Origin of the sequence: Alistipes sp. (assembly GCF_048465575.1) — a bacterium.
In the GTDB taxonomy this organism is placed as follows: domain Bacteria; phylum Bacteroidota; class Bacteroidia; order Bacteroidales; family Rikenellaceae; genus Alistipes.
The window spans coordinates 74,477-87,769 of the sequence record NZ_DBFWLG010000005.1 but is presented as its reverse complement, the minus strand read 5'-3'; the positions used below and the strand labels follow the sequence as shown (position 1 = coordinate 87,769).

Here is a 13,293-nt window from a genome sequence, read left to right as displayed (position 1 = left end):
AGACAATGAAAAAAATCATTCCGATATTTTTAGCCGTTTGCTGCTCCGCACCGCTTTACGCCGCACAACCGCGCCTGGTGGTGCAGCTCGTCGTCGGCTCGATGCGTGCCGAGGACCTCGACCGCTACGCCGCCAACTGGAGCGACGGGGGCTTCGCACGGCTCATGCAGGACGGCACCCGCTACACGGACGCCCGCTACGATTTCCAGCAGACCTCGACGCCCGTGACCCTTTCGACCCTCTCGACCGGCGCCCTGCCCTCGACGCACGGAGTGATCTCGGAACGGTGGCAGGACTACACCTCCAACAAGAGCGTGGAGCTCACTGCGGGCCCGAAAGGCCCGGGAGCCTACCACCTGATCGCCCCGACGCTCTCCGAAACGCTCCTCCGCCACGCCCCCGGCAGCCGCGCGGTGACGGTGGCCGCCGAGCCGACGGCGGCCGTGATGCTGGCGGGCCGTTCGAAAGAGGCGTTCTGGATCGACCCCCTCACCGCGGGCTGGACGACCTCGCCCTACTACGCCGCCGAACTGCCCGAATGGATCGCACGCAACAACCGCGAGCGCTACAACCTCTCGTACCTGACCTCCGCGTGGTATCCGCTCTACGACGCGGGGCGCTACCTCAACGCCCCGCAACGGGACGGCGCCCCGGAAAGCAAGTCGAAAAAAGAGAAGCGACAAAACGCCCTGGGGCGGCCCGACGCCGACAGCGACTACGAGCGGCTCATGCACACCCCGGCGGGAAACACCGCCGTGCTGGGGCTGGCCAAGCAGGCCATCGCCCAGTACGGGCTGGGGGCCGACGCGACGCCCGACCTGTTGAACGTCTACCTCGACCCGGCGCGCCGGATCACGGAGCTTTACGGCCCCGAATCGGTCGAAGCCGAGGACATGTACTACCGGCTGGACCGCGATCTGAAAGATTTTCTCACGTTCCTCTTCGCGCAGGTGCGCGGCGGCGAGGTGCTGGTGGTCTTCACCTCGGACCACGGGACCAGCCCCTCGTGGGACGCCGGCGCAGAGGCGGGCGACCGCTTCAACGCCCGGCAGTTCGAAGTCATCGTCAACGGCTTTCTGAACGTGCGCTACGGAACGGGCGACTGGGTGCTCGACTATGCCGACAAGAGCTTGTGGCTCAACCATAATCTGATTTACGAGCGCGGGCTCGATCTGGCTGACGTGCAGAACGAGGTGGCCGTATTCGCCATGCAGTTCGGCGGCGTGTCGCACGCCCTTTCGGCCACGGCCATGCGCTCGAGCTATTTCGGCAGCGGCTACGCGCGCCGCATGCAGAACAGCTTCTACCCCCGCCGCTCGGGCGACGTGGTGCTGAACCTGATGCCCGGCTGGATCGAGCAGGACGACCGGCGCTCGTCGTCCGGGTCGCTCTACGGCTACGATACGCAGGTGCCGCTGATCTTCTGCGGCACGGGGGCCGGGCCCGCGCAGGTCCGGCGGCGCGTGGAGATGACCTCCGTGGCGCCGACGCTGGCACGGCTCATGGAACTCTCCGAGCCGGCGGCCTCGGAGGGCGAGGTGCTGCCCGAAATCGTGGATTTGTAACCGGATAAAACGCAAAACGACTATGGATAAGATGCAGGACGCGATCATCGAGGAGTTCGCCGCATTCGATGACTGGCTGGACAAGTACGACTACCTGATCTCGCTGAGCGAGGAGCTCGCGCCGATCGACCCCGCGCACCGCACCGACCGGTACCTGATCAGCGGCTGCCAGTCGCGGGTGTGGGTCGACGCGCGGCTCGAGGAGGGGCGGGTCTATTACACGGCCGACAGCGACGCCATAATAACCCGGGGCATCATCGCGTTATTGATTCGCGTACTGAACGGCCGCACGCCCCGCGAGATACTCGACACGGAGCTCTATTTCATCGACGCGATCGGGTTGGGCGCCAACCTCTCGCCCACGCGGGCCAACGGGCTTTTGTCGATGATCAAACAGATGCGGCTCTACGCCCTGGCTTTTCAAGCCAAAGGCAGTGAGAATTAAAATTGAGAATTAAAAATTAAGAATTAAGAATTCAGGCCATGTCGCCAGACGAAATACTGCGGGTCGAGAAAGAGATCGTTGCGACCCTCAAGAACATATACGACCCCGAAATTCCGGTCAATATCTACGACTTGGGGCTGATCTACGAAATCGACTACACGCCCGACGGCGTAGCCACGATCCGCATGACCCTCACCGCACCCAACTGCCCGATGGCCGACATGCTCGTCGAGGACGTGAACGTGCAGGTGGCCAAGATCCGGGGCGTCGAAAAGGTGAACGTCATCCTCACGTTCGAACCCGCGTGGGACAAGAGCATGATGTCGGAGGAGGCGCTGCTCGAACTCAATCTCTTCTGAGATGTGCGGGGAGCGGAAAGAGCGGCTGCTGGAGCGGCTGAAGCGCGGAGCCGGGGACGCGGCGTGCGGCGGCTACCTGGCCTCGCTCGACGGCCTGCAACGCACCGAGGTCTACACGTCGCTCCTCTTCGACCGCCTGGGCCGCAAGATGCGGACCGTGGAGGCATTGCACCGCGAAGCCCTGGAGAACTGGAACCAGACTTTCTACCTGCTCTATTTCCGCACCCTGGGCGATGCGACCAACCGCGAGGCGTTCCTCGAACTGGCACGCCGCGTTCCGTACCGCTACGTGCTGCGCGAACGGCTGGTGCCGCACGGTGTCGAGGCGATGCTGCTGGGCGCTTCGGGGCTGCTCCAGCGCTACTGCCACGACGCCTACACGCTCGACTTGGGGCGTTCGTTCGAGTACCTTGCGGCCAAGTACGGCATCGAACCGATGGAGGATTCGGCATGGCACCTGGCCAGCATCCGCCCCGCGAACCACCCAGTGCTGCGCATCGCGCAGGCCGCGGAGTTCTTCACGCAGGACGAACTGATCATGGACCGCACCATGTCCTGCCGCTCGGAGGAGGACATACGGCGGCTGTTCTGCGCCGAGACCGCGGACTATTGGCGCACGCACTACCTCCCCGCGGCCCGAAGCGACGCGCGGCCCAAGCGCATCGGCGTATTCAAGGCCAACATCATCGCCATCAACCTGGTGGCCGTGCTGCAATTCGCCTACGGCAGCTACACGGGCCGCGAAGCGCTGCGCGACAACGCCCTGGCGCTGCTCGAACGGCTCCCGCCCGAGGAGAACGGCTACATGCGCCGGTGGAGCGACCGGGGCATTGCGCCCCGCAGCGCTTTCGAGTCGCAGGCCCTGCTGCAACTGGCCACCGAATACTGCGCCCGGCAGCGCTGCGAGGAGTGCTTCGTGGGCCGGCGGCTCCTGGCACGCCTCGCCGAGGAGTGATCCGAAAAAAAATCGCTATCTTTACCGGAACTTAACTCCAAACGACCCTTACCGTGGAAGAATCCGCACCGTGCATCAGCGTCATCATGCCGCTTTACAATACGGAGCGATACGTAGCAGAGAGCATCGAAAGCGTGCTCGCGCAGACGTTCCGGGATTTCGAACTGATCGTCGTGGACGACTGCTCGACGGACGGTTCGTACGCCGTGGCCGAAAGTTACGCCCGCCGCGACCCGCGCATCCGGCTCCTGCGCAACGAGCGCAACCTGGGCGTAGCCGGAGCCAAGAACCGGGGACTGGATGCCGTGCGGGGGGGGGAGTATGTCGCTTTCATGGACTCCGACGACCTGGCCGCCCCGGACCGGCTGGAGAAGCAGATCGCATTTTTGCGTGCCCATCCCGAAATAGGGGTCTGCGGCAGTGGTTATACGATATTCTATCCGGACGGCAGACGGAATTTTGTTCCGGTCCCAACGGATCACATCGGCATAGCCGTCGAAATGCTTTTCGGCAATCCGATGGCCATGCCCTCCATCATGTGGCGACGCGCGCAGGTGGGCGACGCGCGGTTCGACACGGCCTGCAAGGCCGAAGATTACAAGATGTGGACCGACCTCCAGGACAGGATGCAACTGGCCAATCTGCCCGACAATCTCCTCTACTACCGCCGCTGGGAAAGTCAGGTTTCGAGCGGGCAGAGCGACGCGCTCGAGAGGAGCGCCCGCGAGATTCAGCGCTCACTCTTCCGGCGCAAACTCGCCCTTGCGCCCACGGACGAGGAGCTGGAGCTCTGGTTCCGCCTAAGCCAGCACACCGGACGCCCCGCACGCAGCCAAATCGCAGCCTACGCCAGGCTGCTCCGCCGTGTGGCTCGGGCCAACGGGCAGACGGGCGCTTACGATGGCACGACGCTGAAAGAAACGTCGTTGCTGCATTTCAAATGGACTTGCCGGCGCAGCCTGGGAAGATGGGAAACCGGTGTGCAAAAAGCGATTCTTAAATGGAGGCTATGAAAATCAGCGTCATCATGCCGCTCTACAATGCGGAGCGCTTCGTGGGCGAAAGCATCGAAAGCGTCCTGACGCAGACGTTCCGGGATTTCGAACTGATCGTCGTGGACGACTGTTCGACCGACGGATCGTATGCCGTGGCCGAGGAGTATGCCCGCCGCGATGCGCGCATCCGCCTCCTGCGCAACGAGCGCAACCGGGGCGCCGCCGAAACCCGCAACCGGGGGCTGGACGCCGCACGCGGGGAGTACATCGCTTTCATGGACGCCGACGACCTGATCGTCCCCGAACGCTTCACCCTCCAAATCGAACTGCTGGAGCGCCGCCCCGAGATAGACCTCTGCTGCTCGTACGGCACGATGTTCTTCCAGGACGGGCGGCGAAAACTGCTGAAAGCACCCCGCACGCACGAAGAGATCGAGACGGAACTGCTGTTCGGCTGTCCATTCGGGATGCCCTCGGCGATGATGCGCCGGGCGACGTTCGAGCGCTCGGGCGTACGTCTCGAAACGAGCATGGCCGAGGATTACAAGCTCTGGGCCGACCTCTCGGAGAAGATGCGCATGGCCTGCATACCGCGCAGTCTGTTTCTCTACCGCCAATGGGACGAACAACTTTCGGCCACGCAGCGCAAGGGGCAGAACGCGAGTGCCCGGGCGGTGCAAACGCACTACATCGCCCGCAGGCTGGGCCTGCACTTTTCCGAACCGGAAGCGGAGTTGCTGTTCCGTCTCACGCGCCGCATCGGACCGGTCGACCGCGAGGGGGTGCGGCTCTATAAAACCCTGCTCGAACGGATCTACCGCGCCAACGCCGCCGCAGGTGCTTTCGATCTCCGCGCGTTGAAAAAGCAGCTGGCGCATCGCTACAAAAAAGCCTGCAAGTGTTGCATGTCACGCCCCGAAGCACGCCTGCGAAAAATCCTTTTTGACATAAGCCTATGAAAATCAGCGTCGTCATCCCGCTTTACAACCTGGAGGAATATATCTGCAAATGTATCGAATCGACATTCGACCAGGGGCTTCCGCCCGAGGAGTACGAGGTGCTGGTCGTAGACGACGGATCAACCGACGGATCGTATGCCGCCGCCTGCCGGGCGGCCGGAGGCCGTGCCAATGTGCACGTCTTCACCAAGCCGAACGAGGGATTGGGCCTTACGCGCAACTACGGCACAGACCGGGCTTCGGGCCGCTATGTCGTCTACCTCGATGCCGACGACTACCTCGAACCGGGCAAGCTGGGGCGGATCGCCGAGGTCATGGAGCGCGAAGCACTCGACATGCTCTGCATCCGCTTGCAGGCCGTGGACGAAGCGGGAAATCCGCTCCCCTACTGGAGCGATCGCATCTACCCCTACTACGACACCCGCGTGCGAAGCGGAAAGGAGCTGCTCGGGCAGCCCAACCTCATGCCGATGGTGCCGGTCTACGTCTACGACCGTCGGTTCCTGAATGACAACTCGCTGAGAATGAAGCCAATCTGGCACGAGGACGAGGAGTTCACGCCCCGGGCTCTCTGCCTGGCACGCCGCATCGGCTACCTGCCCGACAGGTTCTACAACTACCTGCAACGGGCAAACTCGTTCATGGGGGACTACAAGCCCGAAAAGGTGTTCAACACGGTTCCGGCCATGCTGAGCCTCGCCGAGTTCGCCGAAGAGCGCGAGAAAGAGGGCGACGCAGAGGGCGCGCAACTGATCCGCCAGCGCATCGGGCTTACGGTCTTTCTGCTGTGCAAGCGCTCGGTCCGCCGCCGCTACGGCAACACGCGCGAACTGATCCGCCGGCTGCGCGAGGCGGGGGTCTTTCCGCTCGCGTTTCCGCGGCGCAAGTTCCGCTACATGCTGCTCAACCGCAGCGCCTCGCTCTTCATCCTCTACTACCGGCTCCACCGCAGGCAGCGGTAGCTGAACGACAGAGGCCCCGGTTTTTCGAGATCGGGGCCGTTTTCTTTGAAAATTCCGGGAAAATCACTACTTTTGTAAGATTTACAATAGCAACCCTGCATATAACAGAACCCGATTATGGATATAGCTGCCAGTTTAATCAAACTCATCTTCGGCTCCAAGGCCGACAAGGACCGCAAGCAGATCGAGCCCTATCTGGAAAAGATCAAGGCCGTCTACCCCCGAATCGAAGCCCTCTCGAACGACGAACTGCGCGCCCGCAGCGAGGCGCTCAAGCAGCAGATCGCCGACCACATCGCACCGGACGAAGCCCGGATCGTCGAACTGAAAGCCGCGCTCGAAAGGACCGAAACCGCGCTCGAAGAGAAAGAGCGCATCTCCAAGGAGATCGACCAGACGACCAAGCGCATCGACGAGCGGATCGAGGAGGTGCTCGACGAGATTCTGCCCGAGGCGTTCGCCATCATGAAAGACACCGCGCGCCGCTTCGCACAGAGCGAGCAGGTGGTCGTCACGGCCACCGATTTCGACCGCGACCTGGCCGCCACCAAAGATTTCGTCACCATCGAGGGCGACAAGGCCATTTACGCCACCCACTGGCTCGCGGGCGGCAACGACATCCGGTGGGACATGGTCCACTACGACGTGCAGTTGTTCGGCGGCGTGGTCCTGCACAAGGGCAAGATCGCCGAAATGGCTACGGGCGAGGGCAAGACCCTCGTGGCGACGCTTCCCGTGTTCCTGAACGCCCTGGCCAAAAAGGGCGTCCACCTGGTGACGGTGAACAACTACCTGGCCAAGCGCGACTCGGAGTGGATGGGCCCCATGTATGAGTTCCACGGCCTCTCAGTGGCCTGCATCGACGATACGCAGCCCAACTCCGACGCCCGCCGCAAGGCCTACATGGCCGACATCACCTTCGGTACCAACAACGAGTACGGCTTCGACTACCTGCGCGACAACATGGCCTCGTCGCCCGCCGACCTGGTGCAGCGCAAGCACCACTTCGCCATCGTCGACGAGGTCGACTCGGTGCTCATCGACGACGCCCGGACGCCGCTCATCATCTCGGGTCCCGTGCCCAAGGGCGACGACCAACTCTTCGAGCAGTACCGACCGGCCATCGACCAGCTCTACAACCTCCAGAAAAACCTCGTCACGGCCCTGCTGGCCGAGGCGCGCCAGCTGATCTCGGCGGGCAAGAACGACGAAGGCGGCGTGAAGCTCTACCGCGCCCACAAGGGCTTGCCCAAGTACAAGCCGCTGATCAAATACCTTTCGGAGACGGGCGTCAAGGCGTTGATGCAGAAGACCGAGAACACCTACATGCAGGACAACAACCGCCGCATGCCGGAGATCACCGACGACCTGTTCTTCGTCATCGATGAGAAGCTCAACTCGGTGGAGCTCACCGACAAGGGGCACGAGGTGCTGTCGAAATATTTCAACGAGGACGGCTTCTTCGTCTTGCCCGACATCGGCGCCGAGGTCGCCGAACTGGAGAAGAGCGACCTCACGGCCGAGGAGCGGGCGCAGAAGCGCGACGAGGTGATCAACGATTACTCGATCAAGTCGGAGCGCGTGCACACGGTCATCCAGCTCCTGAAAGCCTACGCCATGTTCGAAAAGGACATCGAATACGTGGTGATGGACAACAAGGTGAAGATCGTCGACGAACAGACGGGCCGTATCCTCGACGGCCGGCGCTACTCGGACGGCCTGCACCAGGCCATCGAGGCCAAGGAGCACGTCAAGGTCGAGGCCGCCACGCAAACGTTCGCCACCATCACGTTGCAGAACTACTTTCGCATGTACCACAAGCTGGCCGGTATGACCGGTACGGCCGAGACCGAAGCGTCGGAGTTCTGGAGCATCTACAAGCTGGACGTGGTGGTCATTCCGACCAACCGGCCCGTCGTGCGCGACGACCGCCAGGACTTGATCTACAAGACCAAGCGCGAGAAATACAACGCCGTGATCGAGGAGATCGTGCGGCTGGTCGGCGAGGGGCGTCCGGTGCTGGTCGGCACCACGTCGGTCGAGATTTCGGAGTTGCTGAGCCGCATGCTCAAGCTGCGCGGCATCAAACACAACGTGCTGAATGCCAAGCAGCACCAGCTGGAGGCGCAGGTAGTGGCCGAAGCCGGCCGCTCGGGCCAGGTGACCATCGCCACCAACATGGCCGGCCGCGGTACCGACATCAAGCTCGCGCCCGAGGTCAAAGCGGCCGGAGGTCTGGCGATCATCGGCACCGAGCGCCACGAAAGCCGCCGCGTGGACCGGCAGCTGCGCGGCCGTGCCGGCCGTCAAGGCGACCCCGGATCGTCGCAGTTCTTCGTATCGTTGGAGGACGACCTGATGCGTTTGTTCGGCTCGGGCCGCATCGCCACGATGATGGACCGCATGGGACTCAAGGAGGGCGAGGTGATCCAGGCCGGGATGATGACGCGCGCCATCGAGCGGGCCCAGAAGAAAGTCGAGGAGAACAATTTCGGCATCCGCAAGCGCCTCCTGGAGTACGACGACGTGATGAACTCGCAGCGCGAGGTGATCTACACGCGCCGCCGCCACGCCCTGTACGGCGAGCGCATCGAGATCGACCTGAACAACATCATGTACGACTATGCCGACAATTTCGTGGAGTCGAACCGCGGCATCGAGTTCGCCGATTTCCGCTTCGAACTGATCCGCGAGGTGGCCGTGGAGCCCTCGTTCGACGAGACCGTCTACGCCGACGCCAAGCCCGAAGAGCTCACCGAACTGATCGTCAAGGACCTCAAGGACGCCTACGGCCGCCGCGCCAAGGCCGTGGCCGACACCGTGCGTCCGGTCATGGAGCGCATCTACGAAGACAAGAAAGACCAGCTGGATTCGAACATCTATTTCCCGATCACCGACGGCCACCTGGGTTACAACGTCCCGGTGAACCTGGCCCGTTGCAAGGAGACGGACGGCGCCGAGATTTACAAGGTATTCTCGAAAGTGGTCATGTTCACCTCGATCGACGACGCCTGGCGGGAGCACCTGCGCGAGATGGACGACCTGAGGCAGAGCGTGCAGAACGCCACCTACGAGCAGAAAGACCCGCTGCTGATCTACAAGTTCGAGTCGTTCGGGCTCTTCTCGAAGATGCTCATTCGGGTCAACCGCGAGGTGCTGGCCATCCTCAATAAGGCCTACATCCCGGTCCGCGACCAGAACGCCGAGGCCATGGAGCGTCAGCGCCAGCAGCGCGCCAAGGTCGACGTGAACAAGTTGCAGGCCTCGCGCATGCAGGCGGCGGCCCAGGCCGGGCAGGCCGAGAAGCAGAAGCCCATGCCGCTGCACGTCGAGAAGAAGATCGGCCGCAACGACCCCTGTCCCTGCGGATCGGGCAAGAAATACAAGAACTGTCACGGCAAAGGCTTGTGAGCCTTTGCCGTGACAGTTCCAATTAAAAATGAAAAATTAAGAATTAGAAATTCAGGGGGGGGGCGTCCGCATAAACCGCCGGCAATGCTGATTTTTAATTTTCATTCTATTTCTTAATTGCGAAGCAAATGTCTTACCAAGAGGAAAAACAGCGCCAGCTGGATATGCGCTACCTGCAAATGGCGCGCATCTGGGCAGAGAATTCCTACTGCGTGCGCCGCAAGGTGGGGGCGCTGATCGTCAAGGACAAGATGATTATCTCGGATGGTTACAACGGTACGCCCTCGGGTTTCGAGAACATTTGCGAGGACGCGGACGGAAAGACCAAGTCCTATGTGCTGCATGCCGAGGCCAACGCCATCACCAAGGTGGCCAAGTCGGCCAACAACTGCGACGGCTCGACCCTCTACATCACGGCCGCGCCGTGCATCGAGTGCTCGAAACTGATCATCCAGGCCGGTATTCGGCGCGTGGTCTACTGCGACGAGTACCGCTCCGAGGAGGGGCTGGAGCTGCTGCGCCGAGTGGGGATCGAGTGCGTACAACGCGACTTGGACGGACTTTAACGCATCATCCAATGAAAAAAACGATTCTCCTGCTTGCGGCCCTCGGCGGCCTCTTCGCCGCCCCGGCCGCCGAGCCGATGCCCCGAGCGGTGCGGGCGATCCTCGACACGCCTCCCGCCCTACCCCAATACGTCTATAGCGAGATCAGCTGTTTCCGCTCGCCGACCCGGAAAGGCGTCGCCGTGCGGATCGATTTCGGACAAGAGCTCAAACGCGAGAAAGCCCGCCTCGTGACGGATGCCGCGGGGCGCGAAATCCGGTTCGATTCCGTAGTGGATGCACTCCACTACATGGCTTTCCGCGGCTGGGAGCCGATCCAGTTCTATACGTTCGGCAAGGAGAACGATTTTACGGGTATCATGCTTCGCAAGCCCACCTCGCAACTTACCGAAGCACAACGCGAAGCGCTCTTCGGGAGGGCCTCGCGGGTCGGAGAGCCGTAAAGCCCGGTAGAAAAGACGCCTCGCAAGGCGTCTTTTTTCGTCCCGGCACAAGCGTTGCAGCGGTTGAGTTTGCATTTATGCGAAATTTTGGCTATATTTCAAGTGCAAACCTATATCGCTTGCTATGAAACGGATCGTTATCGTCGGCGCCACCTCGGGTATCGGACTCGAAGTCGCCAAACTCTGTATCCGCGAGGGGTGGCTCGTGGGTGCGGCCGGGAGGCGCGAAGAGGCGCTCGCGGAGTTGAAAGCCCTCGCCCCCGAACAGGTCGTCACCCAGGCGATCGACATCACGCGCGACGACGCCCCGGAGTGCCTGTCGCGGCTGGTCGGCAAATTGGGCGGCATGGACATCTACCTCCACTCGTCGGGGATCGGCAGCCGCAACATCGAACTGAAGCCCGACATCGAAATCTCGACGCTACGCACCAACGGCGAGGGGTTCGTCAGGATGGTGACGGCGGCGTTCGCCTATTTCCGCGACAACGGCGGAGGACACCTGGCCGTTATCAGCTCCATCGCCGGCACCCGGGGATTGGGGTCCGCTCCGGCCTACTCGGCGACCAAGCGCATGCAGAACACCTACATCGACGCCCTGGCGCAGCTCGCGCACATGGAGGGCTACGCCATCCGCTTCACAGACATCCGCCCGGGCTTCGTCGCAACGCCCCTGCTCAAACACGGGGACCACTATCCGATGCTGATGCAGGTCCCGAAAGTCGCCCGGCGCATCCTCACGGTACTTAAAACGGAGCGCCGCCGCGTGGTCATCGACCGCCGCTATGCCGTGTTCGTCGCGGTCTGGAAGCTCATCCCCGAGTGGCTGTGGGAGCGGCTGAAGATCCGGACCAAGGCGTAGGCGGCAAGGACAGGCGGACCGCAACCGTCCTCGCAAATCGGGTCGGGCAGACGGATCGGATACGTTCAGACAGCCGGGAAGCAATCGAACGACCCCAAAGACCACATCAACACATCCTGCGGAACTTTCCGCAGGATTTTTCTTGGCGCAGCGGAATTTTTGGGTAAATTTGCCTCCGATGAAACGACGCCGACACAGCCACCGGGAACGTCTGCTGATCGCGGGAGGTATCCTGCTGTCGCTGCTCGTCGCTGCCGTGCTGGTCTCGGGGCGGATCATCAACCGCACCGCCGAAGAGATGAGCGACCGCATCATCCGCCAGGTCGGCGAATACCACTATGCGCTGCTCGAATCCGAATTCGGCAAAGCCGAGGAAATTTTCCGTATCGCAAGCCGTTTCGCAGGCACCCATCCCCGCGTCAGCGAAACGGAACTGCGTATCCTGACCGCCACGCTGATGGAACTCGACTCCAAGGTGGGCCGCATCTGGTTCTCGGACGCGGAGGGACGCACTGTGCGCGATTTTTCGCGCGGAGGCAGGGCTTGCCGCTGCGGCGCCCTTGCGGCGGACGATTACCGCCGGCAGGCGGTGCGCTCTTTGGCTGCCGACACGCTCTGGAGCCGGGTGGTCGCACCCGACAGCCTGCCGGTGTGGAGCCTGGCGCGCCGCGTCGTCTGCCGGGACGGTTCGGAGCACCTCTGCGGCATCGACCTCCCGCTGATGGACGTACATACCTACATGACCGAGCAAAACCCATTCAGCCGGAGCTACGCCGCGGTGTACGATCCCGAGGGAGTGACCCTCTACCACCCCGACAGCCTGCGGATCGGGCGGCGCCTCTCGAACCCGGAGGAGTTGGCCACGCTGCAAGAGGTCGTGACCTCGGGCGTGCGCGCCGCAGCCCGGCCCGTCTCGGACTATCTGGGCGTGGAGGAGGAGCGCATCTACTACCCGATCCGGCTCGGCGGCCACCCCTGCGTGGCGGTGGTCGGCGTACCCCGCGTGGCCATCGAGCAGGAGATCGAGGAGTTCCATTTCTACACGATTCTGGTCGCCGTGATCTCTGTGGTAGTCTTCGCCCTGCTGCTCATCCTGGCCCAGCGGCGCTGGCGGCGGGAGTACGAACTGCGACGCGAGTCGGAGAAAGAGTCGGCCCAACTCCAGATGCAGCGGATTTTGGACCGAATCGACCCCCATTTCCTGTTCAACTCGCTCAATTCGCTCTACGTGCTGATCCGCTGCAACCCCGAGCAGGCCCGCGAATTCACGCTCACCCTGGCGCGCGTCTACCGCCATGTGCTCGAACGGGGACGGGAAATCCTCGTCGCGGTGGACGACGAGATCGAATTCACGTGGCAGTACTACTCGCTCCAACAAATTCGCTTCGGCAACCGCATCCACCTCACCACGGCCATCGCCCCCGAAGCGCACGGGCGGCTGATTCCATCGATGAGCCTGCAAACGCTCGTCGAAAACGCCGTCAAGCACAACCGCATCACGGCGCAGAACCCCTTGCACATCCGCATCTTCACCGAGGGCGACTGCCTGGTGATCGAGAATAACTACTCCCCGCGAGAGGAGCACGACCGCGATTCGCTGGGCGTGGGACTCGAGAGCATCCGCACGGTCTACCGCTTCTACACCGACCGCAACATCGACATCCGCATCGGGCAGGGTCTCTTCCGCTGTGCGCTGCCGCTGCTACCTTGCGAGAAATAACAGGGTGCTTTTTGCGGCATTCACACCCCCGAACGGGGCATTCGTTCCGATTTG

General features: G+C 62.5%; 12 protein-coding genes. All 12 read left to right on the top strand.

What is annotated here, in order from left to right; translation table 11 throughout:
- Nucleotides 1–5 precede the first annotated feature (5 nt).
- The 12 genes from ACMQ11_RS01170 to ACMQ11_RS01115 all read left to right on the top strand — a co-directional run bounded on the left by ACMQ11_RS01170 (nt 6) and on the right by ACMQ11_RS01115 (nt 13,239).
- Nucleotides 6–1,565 (top strand): alkaline phosphatase family protein, encoded by a 1,560-nt coding sequence (locus tag ACMQ11_RS01170; protein WP_418990827.1) that lies wholly within the window; start codon nt 6–8, stop codon nt 1,563–1,565.
- A gap of 22 nt (nt 1,566–1,587) precedes the next feature.
- On the top strand, nt 1,588–2,010 hold the full coding sequence (locus ACMQ11_RS01165) for a SufE family protein (RefSeq protein WP_418990826.1): 423 nt from the start codon (nt 1,588–1,590) through the stop codon (nt 2,008–2,010).
- Nucleotides 2,011–2,048: 38 nt separating this feature from the next.
- Nucleotides 2,049–2,369, top strand: a complete 321-nt coding sequence (locus ACMQ11_RS01160; RefSeq protein WP_418990825.1) for a metal-sulfur cluster assembly factor — start codon at nt 2,049–2,051, stop codon at nt 2,367–2,369.
- Between the two features lies 1 nt (nt 2,370).
- The gene (locus ACMQ11_RS01155) at nt 2,371–3,324 is read left to right on the top strand and encodes a DUF2851 family protein (protein ID WP_418990824.1); all 954 of its coding nucleotides are present in this window, start codon (nt 2,371–2,373) and stop codon (nt 3,322–3,324) included.
- Nucleotides 3,325–3,377: 53 nt separating this feature from the next.
- Nucleotides 3,378–4,337 carry a glycosyltransferase family 2 protein gene (locus tag ACMQ11_RS01150; protein WP_418990823.1) on the top strand — a complete coding sequence of 320 codons (960 nt, stop codon included), beginning with the start codon at nt 3,378–3,380 and terminating at the stop codon, nt 4,335–4,337.
- Nucleotides 4,325–5,278: a glycosyltransferase family 2 protein gene (locus ACMQ11_RS01145; RefSeq protein WP_418990822.1), complete on the top strand. Its 954-nt coding sequence runs from the start codon at nt 4,325–4,327 to the stop codon at nt 5,276–5,278. The genes ACMQ11_RS01150 and ACMQ11_RS01145 overlap by 13 nt, the downstream gene beginning before the upstream one ends.
- Nucleotides 5,275–6,240, top strand: a complete 966-nt coding sequence (locus tag ACMQ11_RS01140; RefSeq protein ID WP_418990821.1) for a glycosyltransferase family 2 protein — start codon at nt 5,275–5,277, stop codon at nt 6,238–6,240. Before ACMQ11_RS01145 ends, ACMQ11_RS01140 begins: the two co-directional genes overlap by 4 nt.
- A 117-nt stretch (nt 6,241–6,357) precedes the next feature.
- Nucleotides 6,358–9,651, top strand: a complete 3,294-nt coding sequence (secA, locus tag ACMQ11_RS01135; RefSeq protein WP_418990820.1) for a preprotein translocase subunit SecA — start codon at nt 6,358–6,360, stop codon at nt 9,649–9,651.
- Between the two features lie 128 nt (nt 9,652–9,779).
- Entirely contained in the window at nt 9,780–10,217 is a 438-nt protein-coding gene (locus tag ACMQ11_RS01130; RefSeq protein ID WP_418990819.1) for a deoxycytidylate deaminase, read from the top strand.
- Nucleotides 10,218–10,228: 11 nt separating this feature from the next.
- Nucleotides 10,229–10,660 carry a hypothetical protein gene (locus ACMQ11_RS01125; RefSeq protein ID WP_418990818.1) on the top strand — a complete coding sequence of 144 codons (432 nt, stop codon included), beginning with the start codon at nt 10,229–10,231 and terminating at the stop codon, nt 10,658–10,660.
- 124 nt (nt 10,661–10,784) lie between these two features.
- Entirely contained in the window at nt 10,785–11,519 is a 735-nt protein-coding gene (locus ACMQ11_RS01120) for an SDR family NAD(P)-dependent oxidoreductase (protein ID WP_418990817.1), read from the top strand.
- A gap of 178 nt (nt 11,520–11,697) precedes the next feature.
- Nucleotides 11,698–13,239 carry a histidine kinase gene (locus ACMQ11_RS01115; RefSeq protein ID WP_418990816.1) on the top strand — a complete coding sequence of 514 codons (1,542 nt, stop codon included), beginning with the start codon at nt 11,698–11,700 and terminating at the stop codon, nt 13,237–13,239.
- Nucleotides 13,240–13,293: the final 54 nt, after the last annotated feature.

What these genes read in the sequence shown, in the direction of transcription:
- ACMQ11_RS01170 (WP_418990827.1), top strand. Translation starts at nt 6, where the DNA reads ATGAAAAAAATCATTCCGATATTTTTAGCCGTTTGCTGCTCCGCACCG.
- ACMQ11_RS01165 (WP_418990826.1), top strand. Translation starts at nt 1,588, where the DNA reads ATGGATAAGATGCAGGACGCGATCATCGAGGAGTTCGCCGCATTCGAT.
- ACMQ11_RS01160 (WP_418990825.1), top strand. Translation starts at nt 2,049, where the DNA reads ATGTCGCCAGACGAAATACTGCGGGTCGAGAAAGAGATCGTTGCGACC.
- ACMQ11_RS01155 (WP_418990824.1), top strand. Translation starts at nt 2,371, where the DNA reads ATGTGCGGGGAGCGGAAAGAGCGGCTGCTGGAGCGGCTGAAGCGCGGA.
- ACMQ11_RS01145 (WP_418990822.1), top strand. Translation starts at nt 4,325, where the DNA reads ATGGAGGCTATGAAAATCAGCGTCATCATGCCGCTCTACAATGCGGAG.
- ACMQ11_RS01140 (WP_418990821.1), top strand. Translation starts at nt 5,275, where the DNA reads ATGAAAATCAGCGTCGTCATCCCGCTTTACAACCTGGAGGAATATATC.
- secA (WP_418990820.1), top strand. Translation starts at nt 6,358, where the DNA reads ATGGATATAGCTGCCAGTTTAATCAAACTCATCTTCGGCTCCAAGGCC.
- ACMQ11_RS01130 (WP_418990819.1), top strand. Translation starts at nt 9,780, where the DNA reads ATGTCTTACCAAGAGGAAAAACAGCGCCAGCTGGATATGCGCTACCTG.
- ACMQ11_RS01125 (WP_418990818.1), top strand. Translation starts at nt 10,229, where the DNA reads ATGAAAAAAACGATTCTCCTGCTTGCGGCCCTCGGCGGCCTCTTCGCC.
- ACMQ11_RS01120 (WP_418990817.1), top strand. Translation starts at nt 10,785, where the DNA reads ATGAAACGGATCGTTATCGTCGGCGCCACCTCGGGTATCGGACTCGAA.
- ACMQ11_RS01115 (WP_418990816.1), top strand. Translation starts at nt 11,698, where the DNA reads ATGAAACGACGCCGACACAGCCACCGGGAACGTCTGCTGATCGCGGGA.